This window comes from Pectobacterium carotovorum (assembly GCF_033898505.1).
Lineage (GTDB): Bacteria > Pseudomonadota > Gammaproteobacteria > Enterobacterales > Enterobacteriaceae > Pectobacterium > Pectobacterium carotovorum_J.
This window is the reverse complement of record NZ_JAXAFK010000001.1, coordinates 1,132,819-1,150,087: the sequence shown is the minus strand read 5'-3', so window position 1 is coordinate 1,150,087 and position 17,269 is coordinate 1,132,819. Positions and strand designations below refer to the sequence as shown.

General features: G+C 51.6%; 18 protein-coding genes. 7 read left to right on the top strand and 11 right to left on the bottom strand.

What is annotated here, in order from left to right; genetic code table 11:
- Window positions 1–91 precede the first annotated feature (91 nt).
- A complete protein-coding gene (locus R9X49_RS05090) occupies window positions 92–415 on the bottom strand; it encodes a heavy metal-binding domain-containing protein (protein WP_319847441.1) in 324 nt (107 codons plus the stop codon).
- 208 nt (window positions 416–623) lie between these two features.
- Here R9X49_RS05090 and artP point away from each other — a divergent pair, with 208 nt between their 5' ends.
- The 5 genes from artP to artJ (R9X49_RS05065) all read left to right on the top strand — a co-directional run bounded on the left by artP (window position 624) and on the right by artJ (R9X49_RS05065) (window position 4,521).
- Window positions 624–1,352 (top strand): arginine ABC transporter ATP-binding protein ArtP, encoded by a 729-nt coding sequence (artP, locus tag R9X49_RS05085; RefSeq protein ID WP_319847440.1) that lies wholly within the window; start codon window positions 624–626, stop codon window positions 1,350–1,352.
- Between the two features lie 20 nt (window positions 1,353–1,372).
- Window positions 1,373–2,104, top strand: coding sequence for an arginine ABC transporter substrate-binding protein (gene artJ / locus R9X49_RS05080; protein ID WP_319847439.1), 732 nt, complete (start codon window positions 1,373–1,375; stop codon window positions 2,102–2,104).
- Window positions 2,105–2,115: 11 nt separating this feature from the next.
- Window positions 2,116–2,832, top strand: a complete 717-nt coding sequence (gene artQ / locus R9X49_RS05075; protein WP_015839956.1) for an arginine ABC transporter permease ArtQ — start codon at window positions 2,116–2,118, stop codon at window positions 2,830–2,832.
- Entirely contained in the window at window positions 2,832–3,500 is a 669-nt protein-coding gene (artM, locus tag R9X49_RS05070; RefSeq protein ID WP_319847438.1) for an arginine ABC transporter permease ArtM, read from the top strand. Before artQ ends, artM begins: the two co-directional genes overlap by 1 nt.
- A gap of 289 nt (window positions 3,501–3,789) precedes the next feature.
- Window positions 3,790–4,521 carry an arginine ABC transporter substrate-binding protein gene (gene artJ, locus R9X49_RS05065; RefSeq protein ID WP_256554746.1) on the top strand — a complete coding sequence of 244 codons (732 nt, stop codon included), beginning with the start codon at window positions 3,790–3,792 and terminating at the stop codon, window positions 4,519–4,521.
- Window positions 4,522–4,905: 384 nt separating this feature from the next.
- Here artJ (R9X49_RS05065) and rlmC read toward each other — a convergent pair whose 3' ends face one another.
- From rlmC to nfsA, 9 genes are all read right to left on the bottom strand, one after another.
- Complete coding sequence (gene rlmC / locus R9X49_RS05060; protein ID WP_319847437.1) at window positions 4,906–6,033, bottom strand: 23S rRNA (uracil(747)-C(5))-methyltransferase RlmC; 1,128 nt, start codon at window positions 6,031–6,033, stop codon at window positions 4,906–4,908.
- A gap of 127 nt (window positions 6,034–6,160) precedes the next feature.
- Window positions 6,161–6,613, bottom strand: a complete 453-nt coding sequence (locus R9X49_RS05055; RefSeq protein ID WP_015839952.1) for a YbjO family protein — start codon at window positions 6,611–6,613, stop codon at window positions 6,161–6,163.
- A 190-nt stretch (window positions 6,614–6,803) separates the two neighbouring features.
- The gene (gene potI / locus R9X49_RS05050) at window positions 6,804–7,649 is read right to left on the bottom strand and encodes a putrescine ABC transporter permease PotI (RefSeq protein ID WP_271873406.1); all 846 of its coding nucleotides are present in this window, start codon (window positions 7,647–7,649) and stop codon (window positions 6,804–6,806) included.
- Entirely contained in the window at window positions 7,646–8,611 is a 966-nt protein-coding gene (gene potH, locus R9X49_RS05045) for a putrescine ABC transporter permease PotH (protein WP_194430074.1), read from the bottom strand. The genes potI and potH overlap by 4 nt, the downstream gene beginning before the upstream one ends.
- A 14-nt stretch (window positions 8,612–8,625) precedes the next feature.
- Complete coding sequence (gene potG, locus R9X49_RS05040; RefSeq protein WP_181829136.1) at window positions 8,626–9,759, bottom strand: putrescine ABC transporter ATP-binding subunit PotG; 1,134 nt, start codon at window positions 9,757–9,759, stop codon at window positions 8,626–8,628.
- A gap of 205 nt (window positions 9,760–9,964) precedes the next feature.
- Window positions 9,965–11,074, bottom strand: coding sequence for a spermidine/putrescine ABC transporter substrate-binding protein PotF (potF, locus tag R9X49_RS05035; protein ID WP_014915052.1), 1,110 nt, complete (start codon window positions 11,072–11,074; stop codon window positions 9,965–9,967).
- 372 nt (window positions 11,075–11,446) lie between these two features.
- Window positions 11,447–11,926: a YbjN domain-containing protein gene (locus R9X49_RS05030; RefSeq protein ID WP_181844299.1), complete on the bottom strand. Its 480-nt coding sequence runs from the start codon at window positions 11,924–11,926 to the stop codon at window positions 11,447–11,449.
- A gap of 288 nt (window positions 11,927–12,214) precedes the next feature.
- Window positions 12,215–13,126: a 30S ribosomal protein S6--L-glutamate ligase gene (gene rimK, locus R9X49_RS05025; protein WP_319847436.1), complete on the bottom strand. Its 912-nt coding sequence runs from the start codon at window positions 13,124–13,126 to the stop codon at window positions 12,215–12,217.
- Between the two features lie 16 nt (window positions 13,127–13,142).
- Window positions 13,143–13,862, bottom strand: coding sequence for an oxygen-insensitive NADPH nitroreductase (gene nfsA, locus R9X49_RS05020; RefSeq protein ID WP_319847435.1), 720 nt, complete (start codon window positions 13,860–13,862; stop codon window positions 13,143–13,145).
- A gap of 286 nt (window positions 13,863–14,148) precedes the next feature.
- Between nfsA and R9X49_RS05015 the strand changes: the two genes are divergently transcribed.
- Window positions 14,149–14,415, top strand: a complete 267-nt coding sequence (locus R9X49_RS05015; protein WP_010277298.1) for a GrxA family glutaredoxin — start codon at window positions 14,149–14,151, stop codon at window positions 14,413–14,415.
- Between the two features lie 66 nt (window positions 14,416–14,481).
- Here the strand turns inward: R9X49_RS05015 and R9X49_RS05010 are convergent, their stop codons facing one another.
- Window positions 14,482–14,853: an inner membrane protein YbjM gene (locus R9X49_RS05010; RefSeq protein WP_319847434.1), complete on the bottom strand. Its 372-nt coding sequence runs from the start codon at window positions 14,851–14,853 to the stop codon at window positions 14,482–14,484.
- A gap of 386 nt (window positions 14,854–15,239) precedes the next feature.
- Here R9X49_RS05010 and R9X49_RS05005 point away from each other — a divergent pair, with 386 nt between their 5' ends.
- Window positions 15,240–16,928: an aspartate:alanine antiporter gene (locus R9X49_RS05005; protein ID WP_319847433.1), complete on the top strand. Its 1,689-nt coding sequence runs from the start codon at window positions 15,240–15,242 to the stop codon at window positions 16,926–16,928.
- Window positions 16,929–17,269 lie beyond the last annotated feature (341 nt).

Here is a 17,269-nt window from a genome sequence, read left to right as displayed (position 1 = left end):
TGCAGCGGCCCCAACGGGGCGAGGTCCACGTAAGTGGGCCGAGTAGCGCAGCCAACGCACATGCAACTTGAAGTATGACGAGTATAAGCGATTAGCGGTGAACTTTTACTGCGGTACCGCTAACGGTCACCATCAGCATGCTGCCATCCTTCCCGACAGTTTCATAGTCAAGATCGATGCCTACCACGGCATTCGCACCTAAATCAGCGGCCTGCTCCTGTAGCTCTTTGAACGCGATCTGGCGCGCCTTACGCAGCTCTTTCTCATAAGCACCGGAACGGCCGCCGACGACATCACGAATACTGGCAAAAAAGTCACGGAAGATGTTCGCGCCCAGAATGGCCTCGCCGGTTACAACGCCACAATATTCAGTAATGGTGAAGCCTTCCAGGGTCGGCGTAGTGGATAATTGCATGTCGTCTCCTTTCACTGCGGTTTACTACCAATAGGCGGCACTGCTGGCAACCCGCGATGAGAAAGCGAGCATCCAAGCTGTAAGCCGTTATTTTGTGCTATTATTTAACCAACAAATCGCTTATTGGCAAATTTTAACCCACGGTGATTGCATAACTATTCTGCCGACGTTAACATTCGCCGCATCAATGTCTATTCAATTCTTACGCATGAGTATTCAACTAAACGGCATTAACTGTTTCTACGGCACATACCAGGCGCTATTTGATATCACCCTCGACTGTCCTGCGGGTGAAACGCTGGTGCTTCTTGGTCCCAGCGGTGCGGGAAAGAGCTCGCTGATACGCGTTCTTAATCTGTTGGAGATGCCACGTTCTGGCACGCTTTCCATCGCCGGTAATCAGTTTGATTTTCAGCGCACGCCATCCGACAGCGCGATCCGTGAGTTGCGTCAGAACGTCGGGATGGTGTTCCAACAATACAATTTATGGCCGCATCTGACCGTAGCACAAAACCTGATTGAAGCGCCCTGCCGCGTGCTGGGGCTGAGTAAAGAAGAAGCTAAAGTGCGGGCGGATAAACTGCTGACGCGTCTGCGCCTCAATGACTTTGCCGATCGCTTTCCTCTTCATCTTTCCGGCGGGCAGCAACAGCGTGTTGCGATTGCGCGTGCGCTGATGATGGAACCTCAGGTGCTGTTATTTGATGAACCCACCGCCGCACTGGATCCAGAAATTACCGCTCAGGTCGTCAACATCATCCGTGAATTGGCAGAAACCGGCATCACGCAGGTGATTGTGACCCACGAAGTTGAGTTTGCCCGTAAAACGGCCAGTCGGGTAGTGTATATGGAAAACGGCCGCATCGTTGAACAGGGGGATGCGACGCACTTTACCCAGCCGCAGACGCCTGAATTCGCTGGTTATTTGTCACATTGATTACTATCAGGAAAATGATAATGAAAAAATTGATTGTTGCAGCCTTATTCGCAGTGAGCGCCGCCTCTGCTAACGCCGCGGATACCATCCGTTTCGCGACAGAAGCCTCCTACCCTCCGTTCGAATTTGTCGATGCCAATAACCAAATTCAGGGTTTTGATATCGATCTGGCCAATGCGCTGTGCAAAGAAATGCAGGCAAACTGCACGTTCAGCAACCAGGCTTTCGATAGCCTAATCCCCGGCCTGAAATTCCGTCGTTTCGAAGCTGTCATCGCGGGAATGGATATTACCCCAGAGCGTCAGCAGCAGGTGTCATTCACTCAGCCTTACTATGACAACTCCGCACAGTTTATTGCCCAGAAAGGGAAAGTAGCCGATATCGCCGCGCTGACGGGCAAACGCGTTGGTGTACAGAATGGTACGACCCATCAGAAATACCTGATGGAAAAGCATAGCGATATCAAAACCGTACCTTATGATAGCTACCAGAATGCCGTGTTGGACCTGAAAAATGGTCGTCTGGATGCTGTATTCGGTGATACCGCCGTCGTTAATGAATGGCTGAAACAAAACGATACGCTGAGCACCGTGGGCCAGAAGGTGACGGATAAAGGTTACTTCGGTATCGGTCTGGGCATCGCCGTGCGCCAGAACAACGATGAGCTGCTGAAAAAATTCGACGATGCGCTCAACAAAATCAAGCAGGATGGCACTTACGAGACCATCTACAAAAAATGGTTCCAGCAGTAATCTGACGCTCAATGATTGAATTTCAACCTCTTGCAAGCGCCGCCGGGATGACCGTCGGCCTTGCCGTTTGTGCACTGGTGCTCGGCCTCGTGCTGGCGATGCTGTTTGCCGTTTGGGAAACTGTCCGCTGGAAAGCCGTTAGCTGGACGGGAACGGCGGTCGTCACGCTGCTGCGCGGCCTGCCAGAAATTCTGGTCGTGCTGTTTATCTATTTCGGCTCGTCCCAGTTGCTGATGATGCTGGCAGACGGTTTTACCCTGAATCTCTTCATTGTGCAGATTCCAGTAAAACTGGATATCGGCATGTTTGAAATCAGCCCCTTCCTGTGTGGCGTGATTGCGCTGGCGCTGCTGTATGCCGCTTACGCTTCCCAAACGCTGCGCGGTGCGCTGAAAGCCGTCCCACAAGGACAATGGGAATCAGGTCAGGCGCTGGGGCTCAGTAAATCCGCGATCTTTTTCCGTCTGATCATGCCGCAGATGTGGCGCCACGCGTTGCCGGGATTAGGCAATCAGTGGCTGGTATTGCTGAAAGATACCGCGCTGGTGTCGCTGATTAGCGTTAACGATTTGATGCTGCAAACCAAAAGTATTGCGACACGGACGCAGGAGCCTTTTACCTGGTACGTTGTCGCCGCGGCGATTTATTTGATTATCACATTGTTAAGTCAGTATGTGCTGAAACGCATTGAACTGCGCACCACGCGTTTTGAGCGGAGGCCTTCCTGATGCTCGCTTATTTACCTGAGCTATTAAAAGGCCTGCATACCAGCCTGACCTTAACCGCCGTCTCCATCGTCGTGGCACTGGTGTTGTCGCTGCTGCTGACCGTCGTGTTAACACTCAAAACGCCTGTCATATCAATGCTGGCGAAAGGCTACATTACGCTGTTTACCGGCACACCGCTGCTGGTGCAAATCTTCCTGATCTACTACGGGCCCGGACAGTTTACCTCTATCCAGCAGATTCCCTGGCTGTGGAACCTGCTTTCGCAACCGTGGCTATGTGCGATGGTAGCGCTGGCGCTCAATAGCGCGGCTTATACTACGCAGCTGTTCTATGGTGCGGTAAAAGCGATTCCTGCCGGACAGTGGCAATCCTGTGCGGCTCTGGGAATGAATCAGAAGCAGACATTACGCATTTTGCTTCCGTTCGCATTTAAGCGCGCGCTGTCTTCTTATTCAAATGAAGTGGTGCTGGTGTTTAAGAGTACGTCGCTGGCTTACACCATCACGCTGATGGAAGTCATGGGCTATAGCCAACTGATGTATGGCCGGACGTATGACGTGATGGTATTTGGTGCCGCTGGGATTATCTACCTGTGCGTCAACGGGTTACTGACATTGTTGATGCGCTGGGTTGAACGCCGTTCGCTGGTATTCGAACGCCGTAATTAATCCTTAGCGTACTTATCCGCGCAGTTATTCGCTTAGAAAGCAGGCTTTGATAGCCTGCTTTTTTATGGCGTGCCATCCCTAGCCCCCTTACGAGCCGTTGCTGACACAGCGTTAAAAATTTCTCCCGGAAATTTTTTATTGCCTCCTGCTGCAAAAACATGCAATAAATCGACTTGTTAATCATTTTAATTGCATACAAATTCAATCAATGGCATGGTGATCGCTATGACGCCGGAATCCTTCCGCGCAGCGACTATATTTATCAATATAAGAAAAACAGGAGTAGGTAATGAAAAAATTAGTGCTCGCCACCTTGCTGGCAGGGATCGCCTTCAGCGCCACCGCCGCAGACACCATCCGTTTTGCATCATCAGCCACCTACCCACCCTTTGAATCACTGGATGCCAACAATGAGATCGTTGGTTTCGATATGGACCTGGCGAAAGCGTTGTGCAAACAAATGCAGGCGACCTGTACGTTCACCAATCAGGCGTTTGACAGCCTGATTCCCGCACTGAAATTCCGCCGCTATGACGCGGTGATTTCCGGTATGGATATCACGCCAGAGCGCAGCAAGCAGGTCACGTTCACCCAGCCTTACTACGCCAATTCAGCCGTCGTTATCGCGCAAAAAGGGAAATTCAGCGATTTTGCTGCGATGAAAGGCAAACGTATCGGTATGGAAAACGGCACCACGCACCAGAAATACATGCACGACAAGCACCCGGAAGTGCAAACCGTTTCTTATGACAGCTACCAGAATGCGGTACTGGATCTGAAAAATGGCCGTATTGATGGCGTATTTGGTGATACCGCTGTCGTCAACGAATGGATTAAGACGAACCCTGAACTGGCAACGGTTGGTGAACACGTGACTGACGCGGAATACTTCGGTACCGGATTGGGCATCGCCGTTCGTCCTGATGACAAGGCGCTGCTGGAGAAACTGAATAAAGCGTTGGACGCCATCAAAGCGGACGGCACGTATAAAACCATCAATGATAAGTGGTTTCCGCAATAAGATTTGATCTACGCGGTGTGATATCGTATGAAATCATGCATATAACGCCGCTTTTTTTTCGTCCAGGCGTAAAAAATTGCGCTGAGGTGATCGTTGCCGTCGAGTGAGCGGCAGGACGCCGCGAAAGCCAGTGCCGCGTCGGGAACGCGTCACTGGCGGCTCGAAAAAACGGGAACGAGCGCCGAAGGCACCGCGCAGCGGCGCAATTCACGCCAAAAGCCAATGGTCAAGGAGCTGCGGCAATTGAGCGCTCCTTGTCGGGCGTGTGATGAAATCATAGAAAAACACCAGAATTGACACGCCCGAAACATTCATATTGTCGAACATGGATACAACAGTAAACTGTCACAAATATAACGTTTTTCTTTCCGCATTTAACGCTTATCAAGCGCGTTTCAGTAACGTCAGCACTTCATAATGCGCCGTGTGCGGGAACATGTCGAATAACTGTACGCGCAGCGCGCGGTAATTCGTCAGCTCTGTCATGTCTTTCGCCATGCTTTCAGCGTTACAGCTGGAATAGAGAATATAGTCCGGTGCCATACGGCTCAGGTAGGCGCACAGTTCGCTGCCGATACCTCGGCGCGGCGGATTGACTAGCACCAGCTCGGGAATTTCCGCTTTACCTGTCGCGAACTGCGTTGAATCCAACGCCTGAAATTCCACCTGTTTTAGCCCAAGCTGCTCCGCAGAACGACGCGCGCAGGCTATCGCCTCGGCGCTGATTTCAATTCCCGTCAAACGCATCTCGGGTGACGCACAGTGCAGGCCAAAACCCCCTACTCCGCAAAACAGATCCCACATGCTGGTGATATTCAGTTCTGCAACCCAGTCACGTGCCGTCGCATACAGCGCGGCCGCCACCTGCGGGTTCGTCTGGAAAAAACTTTGCGGACGGATATACAGCGGCACCTGATTGAACTGTTCGGCCAACGCGGCAGCCTCACTCAGAATGATTTCCGTTTCCCCTTCCATTATCGCCTGATGGACCGGCTGGATGTTGGCGGATATCACCTCAAGCTGCGGTAACTGCTGCTGTAGCCAAGGCAATGCGGCACGCAGCTGCGCCAGTTTGGTTTCCGAACGTAAAACAAAACGCAACATAAACGTGCCGCGCTGCGTACTTTCCGTCAGCAGCAGGTATTTCAGTTCCCCACGGCGTCGAGCCACGTTATAAGGCGTCAGCCCCGCTCGGGCGATGAAGACTTTAAGCACGTCGAAAACCGGCGCGAAGCTGGACGGATAAAGGGGACAATCGCAAAGATCCACCGCCGTTCCATCACGATGCAGCATCCCCAGCAGCGGGCGTTCCACACTGCCGCTCACCACCATTTTGGCTTTATTACGAAAGGCAGACTGTGCAGAGGGCTGCACCGGCAGCCAGCGCTGCACGGCGTGCGGCTGTAGCAAGCCTGCAAGGTGCTGTTGCTTATCGGATAGCTGCTGTGGGTAGGCTTTTTCCAGCCATTGGCAGGAACGACAGGTTCCCGTGCTGTAGCGGGCACAATGCATAAAAATCTAACTATTAAAAATAATACGGAATGAGAGGATTATACCACCCTGATGGCGTCATCCTGCGATCTTTCCGCTTGTTCATGGGCAACACCAGCAGCCAGACTGGTTCAAGAGAGATAAATGTCTATTTCTGGCGCAGAAAAAAACGCTTACTGCGTCGTGGCAGAAACAGTAAAACAATCACCAGAAGGTCTGGGATCTTTTGCAGCAGAAGCTGATGCAACACGGCAGCATTGTTCTCTCCTGAAATATGGAATATCGCGGGCATAAACTCACTGAACGACGCCAGCAACAGATAACACACCACCGCGGCCTGACAGGCCACATAGCCCCAGCGCCCCCAGTTCACACCAGCCAAAACGGCAAAGCCGCAGCGAATCTCAACGCCAACGACAACAAGTGATAACAGTAACACCAGCGTCGAATCCCAGGCTTCCGCGTTGCTGCCAATCCAGCCGCTAAAATCGCTGAGCCCTAACTCCCACACCAGCAGCAAAATCCCCAAAAAACGGGTCGCAATAATCGCAATCCCCGCCACCATGACTGGCACCGGGGCATAAACTTTGCGTTGTGTCATTTCCTTCTTCGTGTACAGAATTTCAACGCTCTCCCTTCATGCGGCCATTTATCCGCCAAAAATACGACACCCACATAAAATGGGATGCAGATATAAAACTTACTCCAAATATAAAACAACAACGCCCCCATACTCTGGCGGCGTTGCTGGAAATTTTCGCTAGGCTAACAAATTTCGGTGAGAGATCGAATCAGCCGCGTCTCGCTTTTTGCATATCGCGATAGCGCTGCTTCTCTGCTCTCGCCATAAACCACCAGGCGATAAAGCCAATAATACCAACGACTAACAATATCAGGGAAGCCAATGCGTTAATTTGTGGATTAACGCCCATTCTGACGCTGGAGAACACCAGCATTGGCAGCGTGGTTGAGCCGGGTCCTGCCACGAAGCTGGCGATAACCAGATCGTCCAGCGACAGCGTAAACGCCAGCAGCCAGCCGGAAAGCAGTGCTGGGGCAATCATCGGCACCGTGATAATGAAGAACACCTTGAGCGGATTCGCGCCCAGATCCATCGCCGCCTCTTCAATAGAACGGTCAAGTTCACGCAGGCGCGCGCTGATCACCACGGTGACATACGCGGTACAGAACGTGACGTGCGCCAGCCAGATAGTTAGCATCCCTCTTTCCGCTGGCCACCCAATAGCATGCCCCAATGCCACAAAGAGCAACAGCAGCGACAGGCCGGTAATCACATCTGGCATAACCAGCGGCGCAGTCAACATAAAGGCAAACCCATTAGCGCCACGGAAGCGGCCAAAACGCACCATGACCACGGCGGCAATCGTTCCAAGAATCACAGCCATTGTGGCCGAGGCGGCGGCAATGGTCAGGCTCAGGAGCACCGCGCTGATCATCGCCGTATTATGAAACAGCTCGACGTACCAGCGTGCTGACCAGCCTGCCCATACGGTAACCAGCTTAGAGCTGTTGAACGAGTAGATCACCAGCATCAGCATCGGCGCATAAAGGAACGTAAAGCACAGCACCAAAATCACGATACGCCACGGTGAGCGAACAACAGGTAAATTATTCACGCTTCACCCTCCGCACTTTTGCTCTGATGCTTGTGGAACCAGATAATCGGCATAATCAACAGCAGTAGCATGACAACGGCAACGGCAGACGCCACCGGCCAGTCTCGGTTATTGAAGAATTCCTGCCACAGAATACGGCCAATCATGATGCTGTCCGGCCCGCCGAGCAGTTCAGGGATGACGTACTCCCCCACCGCAGGGATGAAGACCAGCATCGAGCCCGCGATAATCCCGCCTTTCGTTAAGGGGACGATCACGCTGAAGAAGGTTTTCAGCGGCCGTGCGCCCAGATCCAAGGACGCTTCGACTAGCGAATAGTCCAGCCGCATCAGCGCGGTATAGATCGGCAGCACCATAAACGGCAGATAGGAGTACACGACGCCAATATAAACCGCCAGATTGGTATGCAGAATGACCAGTGGTTCATCGATCACGCCCAGCCACAGCAGGAAGTTATTCAGGATACCGTTGTTTTTCAGAATTCCCATCCAGGCGTAGACGCGAATCAGGAATGACGTCCACGATGGCAAAATCACCAGCAGTAACAGAATGTTGCGCGTTGAGGGTTTGCTGTGTGCCACCGCCCAGGCCAGCGGGTAGCCGATAAGCAAACAGCACAGCGTCGACACGGCAGCAACCTGAAGCGATTGCATATAGGCGTCGAAATACAGCGGATCGTCCAACAAATGCAGGTAATTCCCAAGATTCAGGGAAATATCCAGCTTGTCGTCCATCCAGGAAACCAGATCGGTATACGGCGGGATCGCCCGCGCCATTTCTGCAAGGCTAATTTTGAACACGATCAGGAACGGCAGCATAAACAGCAGCAGCAGCCACAGATACGGCAGCGCGATGACGAGCTTGCGTCCGTGCTTTTGACGCCAACGCGCCATCAGCACACGGAGCCAGAGTCTGGCCTTGCCCGGTGGTTCCGCCGTGTTATGTTCGGGAAATAAAGTCATGGCATTCTTCCTCACTACACCGTCAGAACCACACAGCTATCCGCATCCCAACACAGCCGGACCTCATCTCCCCAGGTCGGTGCGCCTTTGCGATAGCGGTAAGCATTTTGTAACTGCGCGCTGATGGTTTGCCCGCTGTTGAGCCTGACGTGGTAAATCGACAGGTCGCCCAGATAGGCGATATGCACCACTTCTCCTACCGCGAAGTTACAGCCGTCGGCTGGAACCTCTTCACACAGCATGATTTTCTCTGGACGCAACGCGATGTAGACCGGAACGCCATCCACCACCGAGACATCCGAATCCACCTTCAGCGGATGCACCAGTCCGGGGCTTTTGATGATCAGCGCATCGTCCTGACGTTCCTGCAAGATCCCTTCAAACATATTGACCGAACCGATGAATTCCGCGCTGAAACGCGTATTCGGGTGCTCATAAATCTCTTCGGGCTCGCCAATCTGTACGAATTTACCGCGATTCATAATGGCAATACGACCCGCCATGGTCATGGCTTCTTCCTGATCGTGCGTCACCATCACGCAGGTCACGCCCACACGTTCCAGAATATCGACAACCTCAAGCTGCATGCGGTCGCGCAATTTTTTGTCCAGCGCACCCATCGGTTCGTCCAGCAGCAGCAGTTTGGGACGCTTCGCCAGACTACGAGCCAGCGCTACACGTTGACGCTGACCGCCGGAAAGCTGATGCGGCTTACGGTTGGCGAACTCTTGCATATGCACCAGCGACAGCATCTCTTCTACACGGTCTTTAATTTCTGCGCGCGGTAGCTTGTCCTGCTTCAGGCCAAAAGCGATATTCTTTTCCACCGTCATGTGTGGGAACAGCGCATAGGACTGGAACATCATATTGATGGGACGCTGGTAAGGCGGCACCAACGACAAATCCTGACCATCCAGAACAATCTGCCCCTGCGTGGGGAGCTCAAAACCCGCCAGCATGCGCAGCAGTGTGGATTTCCCACAGCCAGAGGCACCCAGCAGAGCAAAAATTTCGCCTTTATAAATCGTCAGGCTGACATCATCGACGGCAGCCTGACCATCGAAAGACTTCGTCAGGTTACGCACTTCCAGCAGCGGCGTGGCCGCTTTTTGAGGTTTTGATTGAGGGCGGGGGATCGCGTCATTCACTTCGCATTGCTCTCCGGCAAAAGCAGAACAAGTCACACCGTGGATGCCGCCATTCAGGGCTTTTGCATTCAGCGGTGTGACACAATATAGAGCGCAAACAGGCGGTATCTCCGCCTGTTTTTTGCCACACTTTATACCCATCCATTATCGGGTTGCCGCAACCAGCAACCCTCAAGCTCTTGGGCAACGATTCAGATCCAAGAGGCTACTTGCCGCTTTTAACTTTAGTCCATGCACGCGTACGCGTACGGTCAATCTGAGGAGATTGCACTTTAAGCGTAAACAGTTTGGCACGCACATCCGCCGGCGGATAAACGCCTGGGTTATTACGAATCTCTGCGTTCACCAACGGCAAGGAGGCCAGATTACCGCTCGCGTAATACACGTGGTTACTGATTCCCGCCATCACTTCCGGCTTCATCAGGTAATCCAGAAACGCATAGGCCTCATCCAGATTTTTAGCATCTTTTGGAATAGCGAGGACATCAAAGAATGCCAACGCGCCTTCTTTCGGAATGCTGTATTGGATATTCACCCCGTTCTTCGCTTCTTTCGCACGGTTTCCTGCCTGCAGAATATCGCCCGCCCAGCCTACTGCGACGCAGATATCGCCGTTTGCCAGGTCGTTGATGTACTGCGATGAATGGAAGTAGCGAATGCTCGGACGCAGTTTCAGCAGCAGATCGGTCGCAGACGTGGTGTAATCACCCGGTTTGGTACTGTTCGGATCTTTACCCTGATAGTTCAGCACGGTTGCAAAGATCTCTTCCGGTGCATCCAGGAAGGAGACACCGCAGCTTTTCAGTTTTTCCAGGTTCTCTGGCTTCAGAACCAGATCCCAGCTGTCAACCGGTGCATCGGCACCCAGCGCGGCTTTGACTTTCTCAACGTTATAGCCGATGCCCGTGGTCGCCCACAGGTAAGGCAGGGCATATTTATTCTCTGGATCGTGCTGCGCAATCAGCTTCATCAGATCAGGATCCAGATTTTTGTAATTCGGTAACTTACTCTTGTCTAATGGCTGAAAAACTCCCGCAGAGAGCTGGCGCTCCAGAAAGCTGGCAGAAGGCACCACCAGATCAAAACCCGTGCTGCCTGCCATGAGCTTGCCTTCCAACACTTCGTTGGAATCAAACACGTCATAGACGACTTTAATGCCGGTTTCTTTCTGGAAATTGGCTAACGTGTCCGGCGCGATATAGTCGGACCAGTTATAAACATGCAGCGTTTTCTCTTCCGCAGATGCGGTGACGGACGCGGCCATCAGCAAGCCGGTAACAACACCCGATAGCCATTTTTTACGTTGGGTGAACATCCGTTCCTTCCTCCATATAAGGGGGTGATTCATGGAAATAAGCCTGTATCGTTCCGATACAAAATATGTCCTGCCGCGCTATCCAATCGGTGAATGAGTATGCACCGATTTTTATTCGCTCAAACACAGACATAGCCCTGATTCAGCTGTCTGTGTCTTACAGGAATAAAGCATAACCCCACAACATCTTGTGCACCATACTTGAACGTAAAAAATGGGTTTTAACGATTATTTATTCACATTTTATCGATGTGATGAAGGTGTTTAGCGGCAAACAAAGAGAAATATCTGGCAATAATGCGAAATACCCAGAATAAGTGTCGGCGAGAGGAAAATAAGTAAAACCAATTGCTGCCTTTGGCAGCAACCGTATCAATGCAGATGTGAGGTTGTGGCTCTTACAGCAGAGCCCTCTTCTTCCTCGCCGATAAACAGCAGATTATTAGCGCCGGCCTCGAGGATCACCATTGAGATTTGTTCTTCGGACTGCTGCATGAAATGTCGGAACTGTTCCAACGTCATGCCAGCGGCAACGCTGAATGACTGGCAGACAATCAGCTTCGGCAGATTATCGTCCTGAACGTCGATAAACGCCTTGACGGTCAACGAGCTGGCGTTAATCTGACTCAGATCGCCGACCAGAGGAATCAATGCGCTGGGCTTCACTTCGGCAAGTGCGGAAAACAGAATCACGTTATCTACCAGATCAACTTTTGCATCGAACACGCCATCAAAATTTTGCATATGAGGAAGATGGAGCGCCTGACAGGAGTCACATTCGAAATACAGAATATTCAGTTGATCCAGCCACCGCCGTAGCATAGCCAAATCCGGGACGATGAGTGAATCCATCATGTTTGCCTCATACCTGTCGCCGTAAAAACAGCGTTGTTGAAAAGAAAGCACCACTCACGCCGGAGCGATGTTAAAACGTAAAGCAGAAGCTGCCGTAAAACAGAAACATCGTTAAAAACGGCCCATAGCTTACGGAATATTGCACGACGATGCCATGATAAAAGCGAGCCATCACCTGCTTTCCTCATTCCACTGCGCGGCGATGTGCTGAATAGCGCCGTTGCACGATGCCCACACGCCAATCGGGAACGCCGTATTTTACGGCGCTGTCTCTGTTTCAGAAAGCTAACTTTTACTTATTGTTGCCGAAGTTGCGAAGCGCCTCTGAGTACTTTGTTCAATAAACTCAATCATCATGCCGGCAATATCGAACCCGGTCGTCGTTTCAATCCCTTCCAGCCCCGGCGAGGCGTTGACTTCCATCACCAGCGGCCCCCGGTCAGCGCGCAAAATATCAACGCCAGCGACATTCAGCCCCAGCGTTTTCGTCGCCTTGATGGCTATCGCACGCTCCTGCGCTGTAATTTTCACGTTATTCGCCGATCCGCCGCGATGCAGGTTTGAGCGGAATTCCCCCGCTTTTGCCTGCCGTTCAATCGCTGCAACAACCCGATTACCGATCACAAGACAGCGGATATCTTTACCCTGCGCTTCACGTACATATTCCTGCACCAGAATATGCGCATTCAGCCCGCGAAAGGCATCAATCACGCTTTCCGCAGCCTGACGCGTCTCGGCCAATACCACGCCAATCCCCTGCGTGCCTTCCACCAGTTTTACGACCAGCGGCGCGCCGCCTACCATCGCGATCAGGTCACCGGTATCATCCGGCGAGTGGGCAAAACCGGTGATCGGCAGGTCAATGCCTTCGCGGGCAAGCAGCTGTAGTGAATGCAGTTTGTCGCGGGCGCGAATGACCGCAACAGAATTATTCAGCGGGTAGCTTCCCAGCATTTCAAACTGGCGCAATACCGCCGTGCCGTAAAACGTGATCTGTGAACCGATACGCGGAATGACCGCGTCATATTTATCCAGCCGACGCCCACGGTAATGCACCGACGGTGCTGCTGAATTGATATTCATGTAGCAGGAAAGCGGATCAATAATCTCAACGCTGTGCTTGCGCGCCTCAGCCGCTTCACGCAGACGTTTGCAGGAATATAACGCCCCATCACGAGACAGAATGGCTATCTTCATAAATATCCTACAGATACTAGCGTATCGCCCATCCTTGTTGATGTAAGTAGTCCAGCATGAATGGACGTAACTCTTTTTTCAGCGTCCGTTCGACGTGCTCACTCCAGCTCTCGCGGCGGCTACCGGTGCGTTGCAGATAATATTCCACTATTTGCTGATCGTATTGCGCCAGCACATCGCGATCGAGCGGCTGATAGACATTTTCATGCAGCATCATGGCGGTAGGCATGCGTGGTTTCAGCATCGGTTCCGCGTCCGGGTGTCCCAGACACAGGCCAAACAATGGCATAACCAGCGACGGCAATTGCAGCAGTTGTGTTACATCAGCAATTCGATTACGGATTCCGCCGATAAATACCCCACCCAACCCCAGCGACTCCGCGGCGATCAGTGCATTCTGCGCCATGAGGGCGGTATCGACACAGCCAATCAGCAACTGCTCGGCCAGCCCGGTTTCTGCCTGTGGAAAAATCTCCACATGGCGGTGGAAATCAGCACAAAAGATCCAAAATTCTGCTGCCTGCGCTACATAGCCTTGCTCGCCGGTATAGTGAACCAGCGTTTCACGCACGGCAGGATCGGTAATACGGATAATGGCGCTGCATTGTAAAAAGCTGGAACTGGACGCGCTTTGTGCGGAGGTAATAATGGCGTGGCGTTGCTCATCCGTCACCGCCTGAGACGTAAATGCGCGAATAGAACGGTGGCGCTGTAGCAAATCAATGGTTGGTGTCACACTGGCATCCTTCAGTCGATAAAGTACATCTAATAGGCAGCTTGAAGTATGGCGGAATTATATCGTAGCTCAGGCAGAAGCTGCATTACTCCACCGCCTAATAGCTTCAGCAAATCGTTGTAACAGGTAATGACTACTATTTTTCATCAATGAATACAGGCATAGTAGCGTAATTCGCAGTAACCTCATTAACCGTAACACCTTTAGCCGTGACCTTGTCTGCAACAGACGTCACGCTATGCGTTTCAAGAATGAGAACATTTTCTAATTTTACAAAGGAGTTTACATGTTCGCTGTAATTTTCGGGCGCCCAGCTTGCCCTTATTGTGTACGTGCGAAAGAACTGGCAGAAAAACTGGCCGAGCAACGTGATGACTTCAGCTTCCGCTATGTAGACATCCATGCAGAAGGCATCTCGAAAGAAGATTTGTCCAAGACGGTAGGAAAGCCGGTTGAAACCGTGCCGCAGATTTTCCTGGATGAAAAACACATCGGCGGCTGCACCGATTTTGAAGCCTATGCCAAAGAGCATCTGGCTCTGTTCCAGTCATAATCATCGAACTGGCAAAACAATAGCGCGGCGAAAGTCCGCGCTTTTTTATGGCAATGAGATAGGCTCTTAGCGAAGATAGCGTCGATAAAGACCGCGTAAACATAGCACACCCAGCGCACCCAACACACACCAAAAGACCGCACTCATCACGTAGGCCAGCTCTTGCCAGAAAGAGCGCATCGGCGTATTCCACAGGTGAAGCACCAGTAAGCATACGGGCATCGCCGCCAGCGCGCCAAACAGCGGGTAAAGCAAGCGGCCGCGCGCGGAAAGAAAACAGGCTACCATGCCGGGTAGCAGAAAAAGCAACATCCCCGGACTGCCACGCAGCCCATCATTCACCGCGACATCCGAGACCTCAATCTTTTGGCTCAGGAATACTACGGTGAACAAGAGAAAACAGCAGGTCGCGCCCACCCAACCTTTATTTTTTGCCATAAATCGCCCTCTTTCAATATGCCTCCCAACCTGCATCCACCAGATACCGCAACATGCGAGAAAACATGCGGCATGGTAAAAATGATGGGTATCTTATTCCCCGATATGAAAAACATAAGGCTTCGCTACGATTTATTCGACGCGCAGGTTGTCCGCAGAAAAAGACAATAACCCGCCACATTTCTTCAACAGCGACACCACAATCATTAAATTAAACAATAATTACACTGAACAATTTTTATCGGATAAATTATACTGAACGAGGCTGATTCCTTTCAGCTGACGCGTATTGATACCGTCACGGGAATTCATGCATTTCATGGCTAAATCTAGCCGCTATAATGAATAACATCAAGAACTTACTGGTAAACAACAAGTTACATTCCATGAATATAAACGTCGCTGATTTGTTAAATGGGAATTACATTCTGCTTTTATTTGTGGTTCTTTCATTAGGACTCTGTCTGGGGAAATTGCGCCTCGGGCCAGTACAACTCGGTAATTCTATTGGCGTTTTAGTTGTTTCTTTATTACTCGGCCAACAACACTTTTCGATTAATACCGAAGCGCTGAGCCTCGGTTTTATGTTATTTATTTTTTGCGTGGGAGTGGAAGCCGGACCCAATTTCTTTTCTATTTTCTTCCGCGACGGGAAAAATTATTTCATGCTGGCGCTGGTGATGGTCGGTAGCGCGATGTTACTGGCGCTGGGTTTAGGTAAATTCTTTGGCTGGGGAATTGGCCTGACGGCGGGGATGCTGGCCGGTTCCATGACATCAACGCCTGTGCTGGTCGGCGCGGGCGACACGCTGCGCAATACCGCCAGTATGGGAAGCCAGCTCGGTATTGAGCAAGACCACCTGAGCCTGGGCTATGCGCTGACGTATCTGGTCGGGCTGGTCAGCCTCATTTTTGGTGCACGCTATCTGCCCAAACTCCAACATCAGGACCTGCCCACCAGCGCACAGCAGATTGCACGTGAGCGTGGGCTGGACGCAGACAGCCAGAGAAAAGTCTATCTGCCAGTGATTCGCGCCTATCGCGTCGGGCCGGAGTTGGTTGCCTGGGCGGACGGTAAGAACTTACGCGAACTGGGAATCTATCGCCAGACTGGCTGCTACATCGAACGCATCCGACGTAACGGCATTCTGGCCAGCCCCGACGGCGATGCCGTTTTACAAATCGGCGATGAGATCGCGCTGGTTGGCTACCCAGACTCGCACTCCCGCCTGAACTCCAATTTCCGCGACGGTAAGGAAGTCTTCGATCGCGATTTGCTGGACATGCGTATTGTCACCGAAGAGATCGTCGTCAAGAACCACAATGCCGTCGGCAAACGCCTTAGCCAATTGAAGCTGACCGATCACGGCTGTTTCCTGAACCGTATTATCCGCAGCCAGATTGAAATGCCGATTGACGATAGCGTCGTGCTGAATAAAGGGGATGTCTTGCAGGTCAGCGGCGACGCCCGTCGGGTAAAAAGCATCGCTGACAGAATCGGGTTTATTTCTATTCACAGCCAGGTTACCGATCTGCTGGCTTTCTGCGCTTTTTTCGTTATCGGTATCATGGTCGGACTGATCACCATTCAATTCAGCAACTTCACTTTTGGCATCGGTAACGCAGCCGGGTTGCTGTTCGCTGGCATCATGCTGGGGTTCCTGCGCGCCAACCACCCGACCTTCGGCTATATTCCGCAAGGCGCGCTCAATATGGTCAAAGAATTTGGCCTGATGGTCTTCATGGCCGGCGTTGGCCTGAGTGCGGGCAGCACAATCAACAGCAGTCTGGGAGAAGTCGGTATCCAAATGCTGGCCTCGGGGCTCATTGTCAGTCTGGTACCGGTGGTGATTTGTTTCCTGTTCGGTGCCTATGTACTGAAAATGAACCGGGCGCTACTGTTTGGCGCGATGATGGGCGCGCGGACCTGTGCACCCGCTATGGAAATTATCAGCGATACGGCTCGCAGTAACATCCCTGCGCTCGGCTATGCGGGCACCTATGCTATCGCTAACGTGCTGCTGACATTGGCGGGCTCGCTTATCGTGATTATCTGGCCTGAATTACCCGGCTGAAAAAATGTAAAAAATCGTCAATATTTTTTCCAAAGAAGTGAGAACTTTTTCTTTGCCCTAAAGTCTGAATAAGTGCCACTGCTTTTCTTTGATTCCCCTTATTGAGGAGCCCATCGTTCCCGCCTTTCAGGTTCAAGAGCGATGGGCGTTTTCTTTTCTACCTTGCGCTACCCACTCTCTTTCCTATTTCCCGATTGTCATACATCTGTAATCACATTCATTTCATAAAATGTTATTTAAATAACAAAAAATTAATTTTATTGTTATTTTTGTGACATTAAAATCATTGAGTGTCATAATCACGCTCTCTGATTTCTTATCGCTATCATCAAGGATTTGCC